Annotated in this window: 17 protein-coding genes; 9 read left to right on the top strand and 8 right to left on the bottom strand. The window is 72.6% G+C overall.

What is annotated here, in order from left to right:
* Window positions 1–43 precede the first annotated feature (43 nt).
* The 3 genes from ubiG to MFF21_RS07705 all read left to right on the top strand — a co-directional run bounded on the left by ubiG (window position 44) and on the right by MFF21_RS07705 (window position 2,474).
* Entirely contained in the window at window positions 44–778 is a 735-nt protein-coding gene (ubiG, locus tag MFF21_RS07715; RefSeq protein WP_238310571.1) for a bifunctional 2-polyprenyl-6-hydroxyphenol methylase/3-demethylubiquinol 3-O-methyltransferase UbiG, read from the top strand.
* 65 nt (window positions 779–843) lie between these two features.
* Window positions 844–1,416 carry a YbhB/YbcL family Raf kinase inhibitor-like protein gene (locus MFF21_RS07710; RefSeq protein WP_238310570.1) on the top strand — a complete coding sequence of 191 codons (573 nt, stop codon included), beginning with the start codon at window positions 844–846 and terminating at the stop codon, window positions 1,414–1,416.
* A 77-nt stretch (window positions 1,417–1,493) separates the two neighbouring features.
* The gene (locus tag MFF21_RS07705) at window positions 1,494–2,474 is read left to right on the top strand and encodes an NADPH:quinone oxidoreductase family protein (RefSeq protein ID WP_238310569.1); all 981 of its coding nucleotides are present in this window, start codon (window positions 1,494–1,496) and stop codon (window positions 2,472–2,474) included.
* Here the strand turns inward: MFF21_RS07705 and ruvC are convergent, their stop codons facing one another.
* Entirely contained in the window at window positions 2,475–3,047 is a 573-nt protein-coding gene (ruvC, locus tag MFF21_RS07700) for a crossover junction endodeoxyribonuclease RuvC (RefSeq protein WP_238310568.1), read from the bottom strand.
* A gap of 168 nt (window positions 3,048–3,215) precedes the next feature.
* A complete protein-coding gene (locus tag MFF21_RS07695; protein ID WP_238310567.1) occupies window positions 3,216–3,680 on the bottom strand; it encodes a DUF2852 domain-containing protein in 465 nt (154 codons plus the stop codon).
* A gap of 270 nt (window positions 3,681–3,950) precedes the next feature.
* On the opposite strand from MFF21_RS07695, the gene MFF21_RS07690 reads away from it, so the two are divergent.
* A complete protein-coding gene (locus MFF21_RS07690) occupies window positions 3,951–4,301 on the top strand; it encodes a DUF6883 domain-containing protein (protein WP_238310566.1) in 351 nt (116 codons plus the stop codon).
* Window positions 4,302–4,353: 52 nt separating this feature from the next.
* Here the strand turns inward: MFF21_RS07690 and MFF21_RS07685 are convergent, their stop codons facing one another.
* Window positions 4,354–5,016: a TetR/AcrR family transcriptional regulator gene (locus MFF21_RS07685; protein ID WP_238310565.1), complete on the bottom strand. Its 663-nt coding sequence runs from the start codon at window positions 5,014–5,016 to the stop codon at window positions 4,354–4,356.
* A gap of 208 nt (window positions 5,017–5,224) precedes the next feature.
* On the opposite strand from MFF21_RS07685, the gene zigA reads away from it, so the two are divergent.
* Together zigA and MFF21_RS07675 are read left to right on the top strand one after the other, a co-directional pair.
* Window positions 5,225–6,445: a zinc metallochaperone GTPase ZigA gene (gene zigA / locus MFF21_RS07680; protein WP_238310564.1), complete on the top strand. Its 1,221-nt coding sequence runs from the start codon at window positions 5,225–5,227 to the stop codon at window positions 6,443–6,445.
* A complete protein-coding gene (locus MFF21_RS07675; protein WP_238310563.1) occupies window positions 6,442–6,744 on the top strand; it encodes a hypothetical protein in 303 nt (100 codons plus the stop codon). Before zigA ends, MFF21_RS07675 begins: the two co-directional genes overlap by 4 nt.
* 9 nt (window positions 6,745–6,753) lie before the next feature.
* Here MFF21_RS07675 and glpK read toward each other — a convergent pair whose 3' ends face one another.
* Genes glpK through MFF21_RS07660 form a run of 3 tightly spaced genes read right to left on the bottom strand, consistent with a single transcriptional unit; the run spans window position 6,754 to window position 10,544 of the window.
* Window positions 6,754–8,256 (bottom strand): glycerol kinase GlpK, encoded by a 1,503-nt coding sequence (glpK, locus tag MFF21_RS07670; protein ID WP_238310562.1) that lies wholly within the window; start codon window positions 8,254–8,256, stop codon window positions 6,754–6,756.
* Between the two features lie 45 nt (window positions 8,257–8,301).
* Window positions 8,302–9,804 carry a glycerol-3-phosphate dehydrogenase gene (gene glpD, locus MFF21_RS07665; RefSeq protein WP_238310561.1) on the bottom strand — a complete coding sequence of 501 codons (1,503 nt, stop codon included), beginning with the start codon at window positions 9,802–9,804 and terminating at the stop codon, window positions 8,302–8,304.
* 26 nt (window positions 9,805–9,830) lie between these two features.
* A complete protein-coding gene (locus MFF21_RS07660) occupies window positions 9,831–10,544 on the bottom strand; it encodes a sulfate transporter family protein (protein WP_238310560.1) in 714 nt (237 codons plus the stop codon).
* Between the two features lie 135 nt (window positions 10,545–10,679).
* On the opposite strand from MFF21_RS07660, the gene MFF21_RS07655 reads away from it, so the two are divergent.
* From MFF21_RS07655 to MFF21_RS07645, 3 genes are all read left to right on the top strand, one after another.
* A complete protein-coding gene (locus MFF21_RS07655; RefSeq protein WP_238310559.1) occupies window positions 10,680–11,621 on the top strand; it encodes a Kelch repeat-containing protein in 942 nt (313 codons plus the stop codon).
* A gap of 94 nt (window positions 11,622–11,715) precedes the next feature.
* A complete protein-coding gene (locus MFF21_RS07650) occupies window positions 11,716–13,044 on the top strand; it encodes a flavin monoamine oxidase family protein (protein ID WP_238310558.1) in 1,329 nt (442 codons plus the stop codon).
* A gap of 91 nt (window positions 13,045–13,135) precedes the next feature.
* A complete protein-coding gene (locus tag MFF21_RS07645; RefSeq protein WP_238310904.1) occupies window positions 13,136–13,771 on the top strand; it encodes a Crp/Fnr family transcriptional regulator in 636 nt (211 codons plus the stop codon).
* A 72-nt stretch (window positions 13,772–13,843) separates the two neighbouring features.
* Here MFF21_RS07645 and MFF21_RS07640 read toward each other — a convergent pair whose 3' ends face one another.
* Both MFF21_RS07640 and MFF21_RS07635 read right to left on the bottom strand, forming a co-directional pair.
* Window positions 13,844–14,266, bottom strand: a complete 423-nt coding sequence (locus tag MFF21_RS07640) for a cupin domain-containing protein (protein ID WP_238310557.1) — start codon at window positions 14,264–14,266, stop codon at window positions 13,844–13,846.
* A gap of 90 nt (window positions 14,267–14,356) precedes the next feature.
* Window positions 14,357–15,520: a complex I NDUFA9 subunit family protein gene (locus tag MFF21_RS07635; protein ID WP_238310556.1), complete on the bottom strand. Its 1,164-nt coding sequence runs from the start codon at window positions 15,518–15,520 to the stop codon at window positions 14,357–14,359.
* Between the last annotated feature and the right edge of the window lie 39 nt (window positions 15,521–15,559).

Below are 15,559 nucleotides of genomic sequence, written 5' to 3'. Positions count from 1 at the left end.
CGGGGCCGGTTCAGGTGCCCGGGGCGGATGAGGGTTGCGGCGGATGGGTGCCTCGGTCGACCAGGAAGAGGTGGCGCGCTTCGAGGCGATCGCGCGGGATTGGTGGGACGAGGCCGGCCCGATGCGGGTGCTGCACCGCTTCAACCCCGTGCGCCTCGCCTATATCCGCGACGCGGCCTGCGCCCGTTTCGGGCGCGATCCGAGGGCGCCCCTCCCCCTCCAGGGCCTGAGCCTCGTGGATGTCGGCTGCGGCGGCGGCGTGCTCTCCGAGCCCCTGGCCCGGCTCGGCGCGACGGTGACGGGCCTCGACCCGGCCGCCACCAATATCGAGGTCGCCCGCGCCCATGCCGAGGCCGAGGGGGTGACCGTCGATTACCGGGGACAGACCATCGAGTCGGTGGTGGCGGCCGGCGAGCGCTTCGACATCGTGCTCGCCATGGAGGTGGTGGAGCACGTCGTCGACATGCCGGCCTTCGTGGGCGCTGCCTGCGCCGCGGTGAAGCCCGGCGGCCTGTTCTTCTCCGCCACCCTCAACCGGACCCTGCGCTCCTTCGCCCTGGCCATCGTCGGGGCGGAATATCTGCTGCGCTGGCTGCCCAAGGGCACCCATGACTGGGAAAAATTCGTCACGCCCGACGAGCTGCGCCGGGCGGTGGAAGCCGGGGGGCTCACCGTCACCGACACGACCGGGGTTGTCTACAACCCCCTCAACGACGGCTGGCGCCGGAGCCGGGACACGGGCGTGAACTACATGATTGCGGCCGAACGCCCCGCCTGAGGCCCGCCCGCGAACCCGCCCGCCGCGGCGCCGTTGCTCCCTCGACCGGAACGAGGGAGGCGCGGATGCTCGAGAAACTGCCCCATGCCGTGGGCGAGGCCCTGACCGGCGTGAAGGCGGGCGCCGACAAGGCCGCCTTCCACGCCGCCTTCCCCGAGGTGCCGGCCACGATCGGCGTCGGCAGCCCGGCCTTCGCCGACGGCGCGCCGATCCCGGCCCGCTTCACCGCGGACGGCGAGGGCCTGTCCCCGCCGCTCGCTATCACGAATCTCCCGAGGGAGGCCGCGGCCCTGGTGCTCCTCGTCGAGGATCCCGACGCGCCGGCGATCAACCCCCTCGTCCATCTGATCGCCTGGAACCTGCCGCCCCTGACCGAGACGATCGCCGAGGGCGAATTCCCCGGCCCGGCGGGGCCGGGCAAGCGGCACGATCTCGGCCGCAACTCCTTCCAGAAGGAGGCCTGGCTGCCGCCGGATCCGCCTCCCGGCCATGGCCCGCACCGCTACCTGTTCCAGGTCTTCGCGCTGGCCCGCACCGCCGGCCTCCCCGCCTCCCCCGGCCGCGGCGCGCTGCTGGAGGCGATGGCGGGCAACGTGATCGCCCGGGGGCTGCTCACCGGCACCTATGAGAGGTCCTGACGGTCCCCTCCCCGTCCTTCGTCGGCCTTGCGTCCCGCCATCGCCTGCAGGCATGACCGCCTGAAGGAGGAGACGGCATGAAGGCGTTGATGTGCACGCGGCTCGGCGGGCCGGAGGAGCTGTCGATCGAGACCCTGCCCGATCCTGTGCCCGGCCCCGGGGAGGCCCTGGTGCGGGTGCGGGTCGCGGCGCTCAACTTCTTCGACACGCTGATCATCGCCGGCCGCTACCAGGTGAAGCCGGAGCTGCCCTTCTCGCCCGGCGGCGAGGCCTGCGGCGTGGTCGAGGCCCTGGGTCCCGGCGCGCAGGGCGTGCGGGTCGGCGATCGGGTGATCGTGCATGCGAGCCACGATACGGCCCGGGAACGCGTCACCGTTCCGGCCGAACGGCTGACGCCGGTGCCCGATGCGCTCAGCGACGAGAAGGCGGCCGGCCTCACCATCACCTACGGCACCACCCTGCACGCCCTGGCCGACCGCGCCCGGATGCGGCCCGGCGAGACGCTGGCCGTGCTCGGCGCCTCCGGCGGCGTTGGGCTCGCCGCGGTCGAGATCGGCAAGATCATGGGCGCACGGGTCATCGCCTGCGCCTCCTCCCCGGCCAAGCTCGACATCGCCCGGGCGCACGGAGCCGACGAGGGCGTCGACTACAAGGCGGAGAACCTGCGCGAGGCCCTGCGCCGCCTCGGCGGCGAGAGCGGCATCGACGTGATCTACGATGCGGTGGGCGGCGACGACGCGGAGGCCGCGCTCCGCTCCCTCGGCTGGAAGGGGCGCTACCTCGTGATCGGCTTCGCCGCCGGCGCGATTCCGAAATTTCCCCTCAACGTGATCATGCTCAAGGGCATCGACGTGCAGGGGGTGCATTGGGGTGCCTTCGTCCAGCGCGAGCCGGAGCGGCACCGGTCGAACCAGGCGCAGCTCGTGGCCTGGGCGGCGGAGGGCAAGCTGCGGGCGACGGTGCACGGCGTGCTGCCGCTCGCCGACTACGCGGAGGCCCTGGGCCTCCTCACGCGGCGCGAGGCGGTGGGCAAGGTGCTCCTGCGGGTGAGCGACTGATCAGCCGCCCTGCCGCGCCAGGGCCGCGGCGATGCGGGCGGCCGCCGGCCCCTCGTAGCCCGCGGCGGCGCCGTGGCGGGACTTCAGGCGCTGATGGCCCCGGTGATGGGCGTGGGTGACGGCGATGGCGAGGGCATCCGCCGCGTCGGCGAGGCGGAACTCGGCCTTGGGCAGCAGGAACTTCACCATCGCCTGGATCTGTCCCTTGTCGGCATGGCCCGAGCCCGCCACCGACTTCTTGATGAGGTTGGCCGCGTATTCCGAGACCGGCAGGCCCGCGAGCGCCGGCACCAGCAGGGCGATGGCGCGGGCATGGCCGAGCTTCAGCGTCGCCTGCGCGTCCTTGTTGACGAAGGTCTCCTCTACCGCGACCTCGTCCGGCGCATGCGCCTCGACGATGCGGGTGATGCCCTCGTGCAGCTCGCGCAGGCGCAGGGCCAGCGGCAGGTCCCCGTCGGAGGTGACGACGCCGCAGGCCAGATAGGCGAGCTTGGTGCCCTTGGCGGTGATGAGGCCCCAGCCGGTCCGGCGCAGGCCCGGATCGATGCCGAGGATGCGGATTTCCTGCGTCACGGCCCTCGGCCCTTCCTCGTCCCGGTCGGAAGCGACCGCACCCCTCTCGTCTGTACGAAACGTACCGTGAACGAAGGGTTGCCGCAAACGAAACGGCAACGCCTCCCCGGACGGGTCCGGAGAGGCGTCGCTGTCTGACGGATGCCGTTCCGCGCCGGGACGGCCGGATCAGGCGTCGATGGTCGGGCCGCTGCCTTCGTTGCCGCGGCGCTTGGCCATGAAGGCGTCGAACTGCTCGCGGTCCTTGGCCCGCTTCAGTTCCTCGACGAACTCGGCGAAGGCACGGCTCTCCTCCGCGAGCGCCCGGCGACGGGCCTCGAGGCGCTCGAGCTCGGCCTTGCGGTATTCGTCGAAGGCCCAGTTGCCGGTGGGGCCGGCATTCCGGGCGGCCTCGAAGGCCTGGGCGAAACGGGAAGCGCCGTTGCCGGCCGCGCCCCAGGAGCCCGTGCGGGCGAAGTCCCGTATCTGGTCGAGGGCCGGGTAGCCCGCGATCTTCCAGGCGACATAGGCGACCGCGAGCGGCCAGGCGTAGATGAACCCGACGACGATCGTGGCGATCTCGAGGGAACGGCGCGGGAAGGGGCCGCCGCGACTGCGGCACGCGCCCCATGGAGAGGTGGTGGACGTGTTCACGGCTTGAAGGCTCCGATGTGAATGTGAACGACATTCACATGCGGGGCCGTTTCCCCGCTTTCAAGGGTGGGGGGCTCGTGTTTTTCGGGCGGGGCGTCGCCGGAGCTTCCGTTCGGCGACCGCGTCGCTGAACGAATTCGGGATCTTGCCCGTGGATGCGGGCAGGCGCACAGTCGCGCGATGCCGGAGCGAACGTTCTCATTGGTGGTTGACCGTCGCCCTGCCGCGGAGCGCGCGCCGGGCCGCCCGCTCTTTCGCGAGCTGGACCGCGTGCGCGCGCTCGTCGATGTGCAGGGCGAGGACGGCGAAGTCGTGCCCGCCGGCAGCACAAGAACCGTCGTCGCCGTCTGGCGCGGCGGCCTGGGCTTCGACGTGGAATTCGTGCGCCCGGTCGAGGCCCTGGCCCTGTGCGCGCCGCAAGCGCTCGCGGCCCATCCGACTCCGCACACGCTGACCCGCGCCTATCCGACGCCGTTTGGGCACCGCTACCATTTCGAGGGGCCGCTCCCGTGCCCAGATGGTTCGGTCGCGAATGTCCGGACCGTCTGGCAGGTCGATGCCGATTCGGGCCCCCACCCCGCCCGTTTCATCACGCTGAAGCCGCTCCCGCGATCCCGTTAGACGGCTCGCACCTGCGATCCGGTCGCGCGCGCGGTGCTGTCCTGCCGAAGGATCAGGCCGCCGGCGGTGCAGGGCTCTCCGCTCCGGGCGGTGCGCGGCGATGGCCCGCCGCTCCCCCCGCCCCGTGCACCAGCGCCAGCACACCGGCCCGGAGCAGCTCGTACTTGTCGGGGCCGCCCTTCGGCAGGCGGCCGGCGGCGGCGAGCGTGGCGAGGCCGTGCGAGAGCGCCCAGACTTCGAGGGCCACGAAGCGGGGATCGACCCCGCCGAAGCCCTCGGGGAAGGTGCTGCGCAGGGCGTCGACCAGGAGATCGAAGGGGTTCGGCCGCTCCCCTGCCGGGGCGGCGGCGAGGCTGCGGGTGTCGAAGATCGCCGCGTAGTAGCCCGGCTCCTCCTCCGCGAAGGCGAGATAGGCCTCGCCCATGCGGGTGAAGCGCTCCAGCGGCGTGCCGCGGCCCGAGACGGCCCGGGCGAGGCGGTCGGCGAGGTCGGCGAAGCCGCGGCCGGCAACCTCCTCCAGCAGAGCCTCACGGCCCCGGAAATGGCGGTAGAGGGCGGCCGGCGTCACGCCGACGAGGCGGGCTGCGTCGACCAGGGTGAAGCCGCCGACCCCGCGCTCGGCGATGAAGCGGCGCGCAGCCTCGATCAGCGCCTCCTTGAGGTTGCCGTGATGGTAGCCGCGCCGATCGCACGGTCCCTCGCGCCAGGGTCGCACGTCCTCGTCCTCGTTCTGCCCCGTCTCGTCTACGCGCCGGGAAGCCGGCCGGTTTCCGGGACGCGGCGGCGTTTTCGGACGGTTCGGCGGCGAAGTCGACCCTTGCCAGGCCGCGCCCCGCCGTTTTCGGGAGACCGCGGCTTGACAGGTGAGTGCCTTGGCAATGTTATAAAGTTACATCACTTAGCGAGAACCGATCCCGACACCCATGCCCGCTCCCGACAAGCGCCTTCCCGTCACCGTCCTGTCCGGCTTCCTCGGGGCCGGCAAGACGACGCTCCTCAACCATGTGCTCAACAACCGCGAGGGCCGGCGCGTCGCGGTGATCGTCAACGACATGAGCGAGGTGAACATCGACGCCGACCTGGTGCGCGAGGGCGGCGCCAACCTGTCCCGCACCGACGAGACGCTCGTGGAGATGACCAATGGCTGCATCTGCTGCACCCTGCGCGACGACCTGCTCGCCGAGGTGCGCCGGCTCGCCGAGGAAGGTCGCTTCGACACGCTGCTGATCGAGGGCACCGGCATCGCCGAGCCGCTGCCCATTGCCTCGACCTTCTCCTTCCGCGACGAGGAGGACCGCTCCCTCTCCGACATCGCCCGGCTCGACACGATGGTGACCGTGGTCGACGCGGTGAACCTGCTCAAGGATTACGGCTCGAACGACTTCCTGCGCGAGCGCGGCGAGACCGCGGGGGAGCAGGACGAGCGCACCCTGGTCGATCTCCTCGTCGAGCAGATCGAGTTCGCCGACGTGGTGGTGATCAACAAGGCCGGCGATGTCAGCCCCGAGCAGCTCTCCCTGGTGCGCTCGGTGGTGCGGGGCCTGAACGGCGACGCGCGCGTCATCGAGACCTCCCACGGGCAGGTCGCCATCGCCGACATCCTCGAGACCGGGCTGTTCGACGAGGAGAAGGCGCAGGAGCACCCGCTCTGGTTCAAGGAGCTCTACGGCGCCCACGAGCACGTGCCGGAGACGGAGGAATACGGGATCTCCTCCTTCGTCTACCGGGCCCGCCGGCCCTTCGACCCGGAAAAGTTCTCGGCCTTCGTGAACGCGACCTGGCCGGGGCTGATCCGGGCCAAGGGGCATTTCTGGCTGGCCACGCGCCCGGACTGGGTCGGGGAGTTCTCGCTGGCCGGCGCGGTGGCGCGGGTCGGCGCCATGGGCTTCTGGTGGGCCGCCGTGCCCAAGGCGCGCTGGCCGGAGGAAGGCATCTTCCGCGAGAAGCTTCATTCGGTCTGGAGCGAGGTCTGGGGCGACCGGCGCCAGGAGCTGGTCTTCATCGGGCGGGACATGGACCGGGCGGCGATCACCGCCGCGCTCGAGGCCTGCCTCGTCGGCCCGGTCGCGCCGAAGCGCTTCGACCCGGCGGCCTATCGCGGCCTGCCCGATCCCTTCCCCGCCTGGCGCCGCGCAGCGGCGTGAGCGGGTTCCTCAGCCTCGGGGCCTGGCGCGCCCGCAGCGCCGGGCGGGCGGCCGAGGCCGCGCGGGTGAAGGCGCTGCTCGCCCCCCTCCTCGCCCTCGGGCCGGAGGACGCCCTCTCGGTCAGCGAGATCGCCTGCGCCGAGCCCGGCTGCCCGGATGTGGAGACGGTGGTTCTGGTGATGCGCTTGCACGAGCCGACCCGGGCGATCCGCGTCCGGCATCCCCTCGGCGCGATCGGGCCGGAGGAATGCCGCGCGGTCGCGGCGGAGGAGGCGCTGCAGCGCGCGCCCCTCCCCTGAGCGGGGCCGTCAGACCTCGTCCGCCCAGTCGAAGGAGCGTCTGACCGCCCGGTCCCAGCCGGCGCGCAGGCGGCGGCGCTCCTCCTGCGCCATGCCGGGCGCCCAGCGCCGTTCGACGCTCCAGTTGCGCACGAGGTCGTCGAGGCCCTTCCAGGTGCCGGTGGCGAGCCCCGCGGCATAGGCGGCCCCGAGCGCCGTGGTCTCGCTCACCTTCGGCCGCACCACGGCGACGCCGAGGATGTCGGACTGGAACTGCATCAGCGCGTCGTTGACGACCATGCCGCCATCGGCGCGCAGCTCCGTCACGGGGATCCCGGAATCCGCCGCCATCGCCTCCAGCACCTCGTGGGTCTGGAAGGCCGTCGCCTCCAGGCAAGCTCGGGCGATGTGCCCGCGATGGGCGTAGCGGGTGAGCCCGATGATCAGCCCCCGGGCGCTCTCGCACCAATGCGGCGCGTAGAGGCCGGAAAAGGCCGGCACGAAATAGACGCCGCCATTGTCCGTGACCGAGGCGGCCAGCCGCTCGATCTCCGCGCTCTCGCGGATCAGGCCGAGATTGTCGCGCAGCCACTGCACCAGGGCGCCTGTGATCGCGATGGAGCCTTCGAGGGCGTAGACCGGATCCTGCCCGTCGAGCTTGTAGCCGACGGTCGTGACCAGCCCGGCCTTGGAGGGCACGGGCGCCGTGCCCGTGTTCATGAGGGCGAAGCAGCCGGTGCCGTAGGTGTTCTTGGCCTCGCCCGGGCGGAAGCAGGTCTGCCCGAACAGGGCGGCCTGCTGGTCGCCGAGGATGCCCGCGATCGGCACGCCGGGGAACGGCGTGGTCGTCTCGCCGAGCCAGCCGCTCGAGGGCACGATCTCCGGCAGCATCGCCTCCGGGATGCCGAAGGCGTCGAGCATGCCCGCATCCCAGGCGAGCCGGTCGAGGGCCATGAGCTGCGTGCGGCTGGCATTGGTCACGTCGGTGAGGTGGCGCCCGCCCTCCGGGCCGCCGGTGAGATTCCAGACCAGCCAGGAATCGATCGTGCCGAACAGGACCTCGCCGGCCTCCGCCCGTTCGCGGGCGCCCTCCACGTGGTCGAGGAGCCAGCGCAGCTTGAGCCCGGAGAAGTAGCTCGCCAGGGGCAGGCCGGTCACCGCCCGGAAGCGGTCGCGCCCGCCCTCCCGGGCGAAGGCGGCGACCAGCCGGTCGTTGCGGGTGTCCTGCCAGACCAGGGCGTTGTGCAGGGGCTTTCCCGTGCGCCGGTCCCAGATCAGCGTGGTCTCGCGCTGGTTGGTGATGCCGATCGCGGCGAGGTCGGCGGGGGCGAGGCCGCCCTCCTCCAGGGCCTGCCCCATCACCTGGACGGTCTTGCGCCAGATCTCCTGCGGGTCGTGCTCGACATGGCCGGGGGCCGGGTAGATCTGCGCATGCTCTTCCTGGGCCCGCGCCACCACGCGCCCCTCCCGGTCGAACACCATGAAGCGGGTGCTGGTGGTGCCCTGGTCGATCGCCCCGACGTAACGGCCCATGGCGTCTCCTCCTTCCGACCTGCCCTGTCTCGCCCGGATCGCCGCTCAGGCCGGGGCCGGTTCCGCCGCGAGATGGGATTCCAGCCGCGCCCGGCTCCCGGCGCCGGTGCGCAGGCCGAGCTTGGAGCGGCGCCAGAGGATGTCCTCGGCTGTGCGCGCCCATTCGTGGCGGCGCAGGTATTCGACCTCCGCCGCGCTCAGGCCGCCGTCGAAGGCCGCGCCGAGGTCGGCGAGCGAACGGGCGGAGCCGAGGATGCGCCGCGCGCGGCTGCCATAGGCGCGGGCGAGGCGGCGGGCGGTCTCCTCTGGCAGGAAGGGATAGTCCCGCCGCAGCCCGGCCAGGAAGGTCTCGAAATCCGTGCCGAGGTCGCCCCCCGGCAGGGGCGCCGTCGCGGTCCAGGCCGGGGCGAGGCCGGGCAGGTGGGGTTCGAGCTTCGCGAGGGCGTGCTCGGCGAGCCGGCGATAGGTCGTGATCTTGCCGCCGAAGACCGAGAGCACCGGCAGGCGGCCGTCCCGGTCGGAGAGGTCGAGCACGTAGTCCCGCGTCACCGTGGAGGCGTCGGCCGCCGCGTCGTCGTAGAGCGGGCGCAGGCCCGAATAGCTCCAGACCACGTCCTCCGGCCGGACCTGCCGGGCGAAGGAGCGGTCGATGCAGGCGCAGAGATAGGCCGTCTCCTCCGGGGCGATCGCCACCGGGCCGGGGGCGCCGTCATGGGCGACGTCGGTGGTGCCGATCAGGGTGAAGTCGCGCTCGTAGGGGATCGCGAAGACGATGCGCCGGTCCGGCTGCTGCAGGATGTAGGCGTGGTCGCCCGCGTAGAGGCGGGGCACGACGATGTGGCTGCCCTTGATCAGGCGCAGATGCGCGCGGCTGGCGAGGGCGAGGGTCTCCTGCAGGAGGTCGCCGACCCAGGGCCCCGCGGCGTTGACGAGGATGCGCGCCCGCACGGGGCGGGTCTGCCCGGTTGCCGCGTCGTGCAGCTCCGCGGCCCAGGCCCCCGCCTCCCGCCTTGCCGCGACGAGGCGGGTGCGGGTGCGGATGTCGGCGCCGCGCTCCGCGGCATCGACGGCGTTGAGGGCGACGAGGCGGGAATCCTCGACCCAGCAATCCGAATAGACGAAGCCGCGGGTCAGCCGCTCCTGGAGCGGCGCGCCGTAGGGCGAGCCGCGCAGGCCGACGGCCTGGGAGCCCGGCAGGGAGCCGAGCTTGGCGAGATGGTCGTAGAGGAAGAGCCCGATCCGCAGCATCCAGGCCGGGCGCAGGCCGCGGTCATGCGGCAGCACGAAGCGCAGCGGCCAGATGATGTGCGGGGCGAGCCGCATCAGCCGCTCGCGCTCGGCCAGGGCCTCGCGCACCAGCCGGAACTCGTACTGCTCCAGGTAGCGCAGGCCGCCATGGATCAGCTTGGTGCTCGCGGAGGAGGTGGAGCCGGCGAGGTCCCCCTGCTCGCAGAGCAGGACCTTCACTCCCCGCCCGGCGGCGTCGCGGGCGATGCCGGTGCCGTTGATGCCGCCGCCGATCACGAGGAGGTCGAAGGTTTCGCCCACCGTTCGCCCCTCCCCGCCCGGGCCGCTCAGCGCAGCCGCTCCGGCGTCGCCCCCGCGGGCAGCGCCTTGCGGCTCAGGCCCTTGTGCAGATGGACCATGAGGGCCACCCCGAACAGGGGCGTGGCGAGATTGACGATCGGCACCACCATCAGCCCGGCGAGCAGGCAGCCGGCCAGCATCACCGTGATGCCGAATTGCTCGCGCATGGCCCGCGCCTCCGGCAGCGGCCGGAACCGGCTGGCGGCGAGCTCGAAATACTCGCGGCCGAGCAGGTAGGCATTGGCGCCGAAGAAGGCGATCAGGTTCACGCCCGGCACGAAGACGAGGATCAGGGCCACAAGGTTCACGACCAGGGCGAGGCCGGCGAAGCGCAGGGCCGAGAACATCGCCGCGCCGAAGGGCAGGGCCCGGCCCGTGGGCTCCCCGGGGAAATCCGCCCGCTCCACGATCTCGGCGGCGTCGTCGAGGAAGAAACCCGCCACCAGGATCGAGACCGCCGGCATCACGTAGGCGAGCGCCACGAACAAACCGGCGCCGGCCAGGAAGAAGGCCAGCGTGTCGAGGAAGGGATAATCCGCGGAGATGTGATGGCTCGACTGGAACCACTGGATCGCGCGGGTGAGGGCGAACCAGACGGCGACGAGCAGCCCCAGCGTCAGGGCCAGGGACTTGAGCAGGATCGCCCGCAGGCCCGGCGACAGCACCTGCCGCAGGGCCGCGGCGGCGGCTTTGAACAGCATCGCGTCACCGGCAGTTCGTGGTCGCTTCCTCGGGCCGAGGTTTTGGCCGCAGAGGCCCGCGGGCGCAACCCCGGGGCGCGTTGTCGATTGGTCCGGTGTCATCCTGTCCGCAAGCCGTGTCGCCGGGAAGAGCCCATGCGCCGCCGTCTCCGCCTCCTGCTGGTCCTCGTGGGGCTTCCGCTCGTGGGGCTCCCGGCCGAGGCGGAGCCCAGCGGCTGGAGCCGGGGCGCGCCGGCCCCGGCGCCCCGCTCCGAGGTCGCCGTGGCGGCCCTCGACGGCAAGGCCTATCTCGTGGGCGACTACAACGGCGCCACGGGCCTCCTGATCTACGACTCCGCCGCCGACAGCTGGCGCGAGGGCGCGCCCTTTCCCCATCCCGTCCACCACGCCATGGCGGCGGGTTTCGGCGGGAAGCTCTACGTCTTCGGCGGCTACGTGAACGGCTGGGAGGCTAGCCCCGAGGTCTGGGCCTACGATCCGGAGCGCAACGCCTGGGAAAGGCGGGCGGACCTGCCGACCCCGCGGGCAGCGGGGGGCGCGGTGCTTCTCGGCGAGGGCATCCACGTCATCGGCGGCAGCGTCTCGGGCCGGAAGAACGATCCCGCTCACGAGGTCTACGATCCGGCGAGCGACCGCTGGAGCCGGGCCGCGCCGCTCCGGACGCCCCGCGACCACCTCGCCGTGCAGGCGGTGGACGGCAGGATCCTCGCCCTGGCCGGCCGGCGGGACGGCGACCCGGCCGGCAATCTCGCCACGACCGAGAGCTACGATCCCAAGGCCGATTCCTGGAGCGAGGCCGCGCCCCTGCCGACCCCCCGCAGCGGCGTCGCCTCGGCCGTGCTCGACGGCAAGGTTTTCGTGCTCGGCGGCGAATCGCGCGAGCAGACCTATGGCGCGGTCGAGGCCTTCTCCCCGAGGACCGGCCGCTGGGAGCGCTTCGCGCCCCTGCCGACGCCCCGCCACGGCTTCGGGGCGCTGGTCTATGACGGCAGGATCGTCACCCTCACCGGCAGCCCGAAGCCCGGCGGCGACCGTTCGAACCTCGTCGAGCGCTTCGACCCCTCGGCCGCGCCCTGACCCGGGCTGCCCCGACACGCGCCTGTCGCCGAAACGCGCTTGCTGCTAGGCCGACCCGGCCCGGCGGCTGCCCCCTTCCTTCGACCCCGCGACGATGCAGACTGCCCTCCCGGCTCACACCCGTTTCCGCCCGAGCACGCGGCCGCGCCTCGCGGCCCTGCCCGCCGCCCCCGAGGTGATCGTCCTCGGCGCCGGGGCGGCGGGCATCGCCGCGGCTAGGACGCTGATCGCCCGCGGGATCGCGGTGGCTTTGCTCGAGGCGCGGGACCGGGTCGGCGGTCGGGCGGTGACCACGACCCTGCGTGGCCACGCGATCGATCTCGGCGCCCATTGGCTGCATGCCGGGCCGGTGAACCCGCTCGTCGCCCTCGGGCTCGCCCGCGGCGAGCCCCTGCGCAAGGCGCCCCAGGACAGCCACCTCGTGGTCGGGCGGCGCTTCGGGCGCCCGGCGGAGCAGGCCGCCTTCGGCCGCGCCTTCGACCGCGCCGACCGGGCGATGACGCAAGGGGCCACCGCGCCCGGGCCGGACCGGCCGGCCGATGCCGCCGTGCCCCCCGTGCTCGGCCCCTGGCGCGACCGGATCGACCTCGTCCACGCCCTCGTCTCCGGCCGGCCCCTGCGTGAGGTCTCGCTGCAGGACTGGCCGAGCATGGAATATGGCGACAACTACTTCCTCGCCGGGGGCTACGGCGCCTATCTCGCCCGCCTCGCCCATGGCCTGCCCATCGCCTTGAGGGCGGAGGCGACCCGGGTCTCCTGGTCGGGCGGAGGCGTCGCCGTCGAGACTGCGGACGGGGCGACGCTTCGGGCCAGGGCCCTGATCGTGACCCTGCCGGTGATGGTGCTGCGGGCGAGCGTGGTCTTCGAGCCGAGCCTGCCGGACGGCCCGCGCGCCGCGATCGACGGCTTCCGCCCCGGGATCTACGAGCACGCGGTGCTGCACTGGCCCTCCGCGCCCTTCCGGGGCCGCGACCGTCTGGCCAGCGTGGTCGGGGGGCGCCACCGGCCGCCGGGGCTGCTCACCCGGATCGACGGCACGCCCTTCCACTATTTCGAGCTCGACGCCGCCTGTGCCGAGGCCGTCGACGCCCTGCGCGCCGGGCCCGACGCGACCCGCCGCCTCGCCCGCAACGTGATGGCGGCGCATCTCGGCCACGGCGCGATCCGTGACCTCGCCGTGCCGGCGGTGACGGAATGGCGGGCCGATCCCTGGTCCCGCGGCTCCTGGGCGGTGCCGCCCCCGGGCCATGCCGGCGCGCGCCTGCGCCTGCACGCGCCCGTGGGCGAACGGATCTGGTTCGCGGGCGAGGCCCTGTCCCGGGAGCAATGGGGCACGGTCGGAGGCGCCTATGCCGAGGGCGAGCGGGCCGCCGCCGCGGTGGCGGCACTCCTGCGCGGCGGACCCACCCTGGGAGACGGCTGAGCTCGCCCGGGCATCGACAGTGCTGTCCATCCGTGTTGTCTGCCCGGCGGACCGGGCGGGGGCCGGATGAGGGGCCGCGATGATCTGGACGATGAACTGGGTGGAGACGATCGGCTATGTCGGCACGGCGCTGACCATCGCCTCCTCGGCGATGAGCACGATGATCCCCCTGCGCGTGGTGGCGATCCTCGCGAGCGTCGCCATGATCACCTACGGCTTCCTCACGGACAGCATGCCGGTGGTGATCACCGAGGCGATCCAGATCCCCTTCAACACCTTCCGGCTCTGGCAGATGGTGCGGCTGGTGCGCGACGTGGAGAAGGCGGCCGCCGGCGACCTTTCCATGGACTGGCTCGCCGCCTTCGGCACGGTGAAGCGCTTCAAGGCCGGGGAGACGCTGTTCCGGAAGGGCGATCCGGCCGCGGAGATGTTCACCATCCAGAGCGGGCGCTTCCGCATCCCCGAGGTCGGGGTGGAACTCGGGGCCGGCGGGGTGGTGGGCGAGCTCGGCCTGCTCTCGCCGGGCAACCTGCGCACGGGTTCGCTGGTCTGCGTCGAGGCGGGCAAGGCGCTGTGCCTGCCCTATTCCGAGGTCAAGCAGCTCTACTACCAGAACCCGGAATTCGGCTTCTACTTCCTCAAGCTGACGAGCGACCGCCTCTTCCAGAGCGCCGCCGCGCAGAAGGGGGCGGAGGAGAAGCCGGTCACGGCGTCGGAGCTGATCTGACCCGAGAGCATCGCCCCGAACGGTGCTGTCCGGCCTCTCGAAGAAGGCGATGCGGAAACGGAGCCGCCCGCCTCAATCCGTCTGCCGCATGAAGCTGTCCGGCGTGCCGGTGCCGTCCTCGACGAACTGGATGTCGCGGGGGCCGCGGCGCGGGGTGTCGACGGAGAGGAACACCATCGGCTCCTCCAGGATCTCGGGCACCGAATGCACCACGCCGCGCTTGAAGAACACGAGCCGGCCCGGCCCCACCTCCACCGGCGCCTCGTCCCCGAACTTCATCAGGCAGCGTCCGGACAGGGCGTAGAGATACTCGTCGCAGGTGGTGTGGTAATGCGGCGGCGTCGGCTTGTAGACCCGGAAGACCCGGGCGCTCGCTGCCTCGTCGTCGGTGAAGCGGTGATCGGCGACCATGGTCGTGGCGGCCTCCGGCAGGCCGGCCACCGCCTCGGCGACGTCGAACACGGCATGTCCCGCCGTCTCGCCCGGCCCACTCATCGTCTCGCTCCCGAAAGGTCTCTTCGCGCGCGCATCATGCGCCCGCCGCGCGCCCCTGCCCAGGCCCCCGGCGCGGCAGGGCGCATCGTGTCAGCCGCGCGTGCCCCAGCGGGCGCCCATCTGGCTCGGCCGGGTCGCGTTGGGGCCGATGGCCGGGCCGCTGGCGCGGCCGGGGCGGTGCTGGGATTCCGGCGCCAGCGGCTCTGAGGCGAGGGTATCCGGGACCGCGGCCTCGGACGGATTGCCCCGGCCCTCCGCGAACTGGCCCGCCTTGCGGAAGGTCCATAGATAGCCCGGCACCACCGCCTCGACCGCCGTCGGCACGATGCCGAGGCTCTCGATGGTGCGGCCCTCCGCCTTGGCCTTGTCCGAGACCACGTTGTCGAGCTGCAGCATCGTCACCTGGTCGCGGGTGAGCTTGAAATCGGCCGGCAGCAGGCCGAGGGCCAGGGTGTCGACGATCTCGAGCACCCGCGCCTGGAGGCGGGCCGCCCTCTCCGGCAGGGGGAGGACGATGCGGCGGCGCATGGTCACTTCCAGCATGTAGCGGATCAGGTGCTCCAGCGACGCCACTTCGGGGCCGCCGAGTTCGTAGACCGTGCCGGCCTTGGCCTCCCCGTCGACGGCGCGGGCGATCGCCTCGGCGACGTCGCCCACGAAGACCGGCTGCATCTTCGTCTCCGCGCCCGCGAGCGGCAGCACCGGCAGCATCGTGCCGAGCTTGGCGAAGCGATTGAAGAAGCTGTCCCCCGGGCCGAACACCAGGGAGGGCCGGAAGATCACCGCCTCGGGCCGCGCGGCCAGCACCTCGGCCTCGCCGAGCGCCTTGGAGCGGAGATAGAGGGAGGCGGAGTTCGCGTCGGCGCCGAGCGCCGAGACATGCACCATGCGCGCGCCGATGGCGGCCGCGGCCCGGGCGATCTCGCCGGCGCCCTGGGTCTGCACCCGGTCGAAGCTCTGGCCGCCGCTCTGCTGCAGGATGCCGACGAGGTTGATCACCACGTCCGAATGCTCGACCGCCCGGCGGATCGATTCGGGATAGCGCAGGTTGGCCTGCACCGCGACGATCTGGCCGACCTTGCCGAGGGGCTGCAGGAACAGGGCGAGATCCGGCCGGCGCACGGCGACGCGGATCCGGTAGCCGCGCTTGGCCAGCGCCCGCACCACGTGGCGCCCGAGGAAGCCGGAGCCGCCGAAAATCGTGACGAGCTGCGATTCAGGCCGGGTGGGGGGAAGGATGTCGGTGTTGGTCATCGCCGTCTCGAACCCGCCCGCTGCTTGGCACTTCCGCGA

This window comes from Methylobacterium organophilum (assembly GCF_022179465.1).
GTDB classification, from domain to species: domain Bacteria; phylum Pseudomonadota; class Alphaproteobacteria; order Rhizobiales; family Beijerinckiaceae; genus Methylobacterium; species Methylobacterium organophilum.
This window is presented reverse-complemented; position numbering and strand designations above follow the sequence as displayed.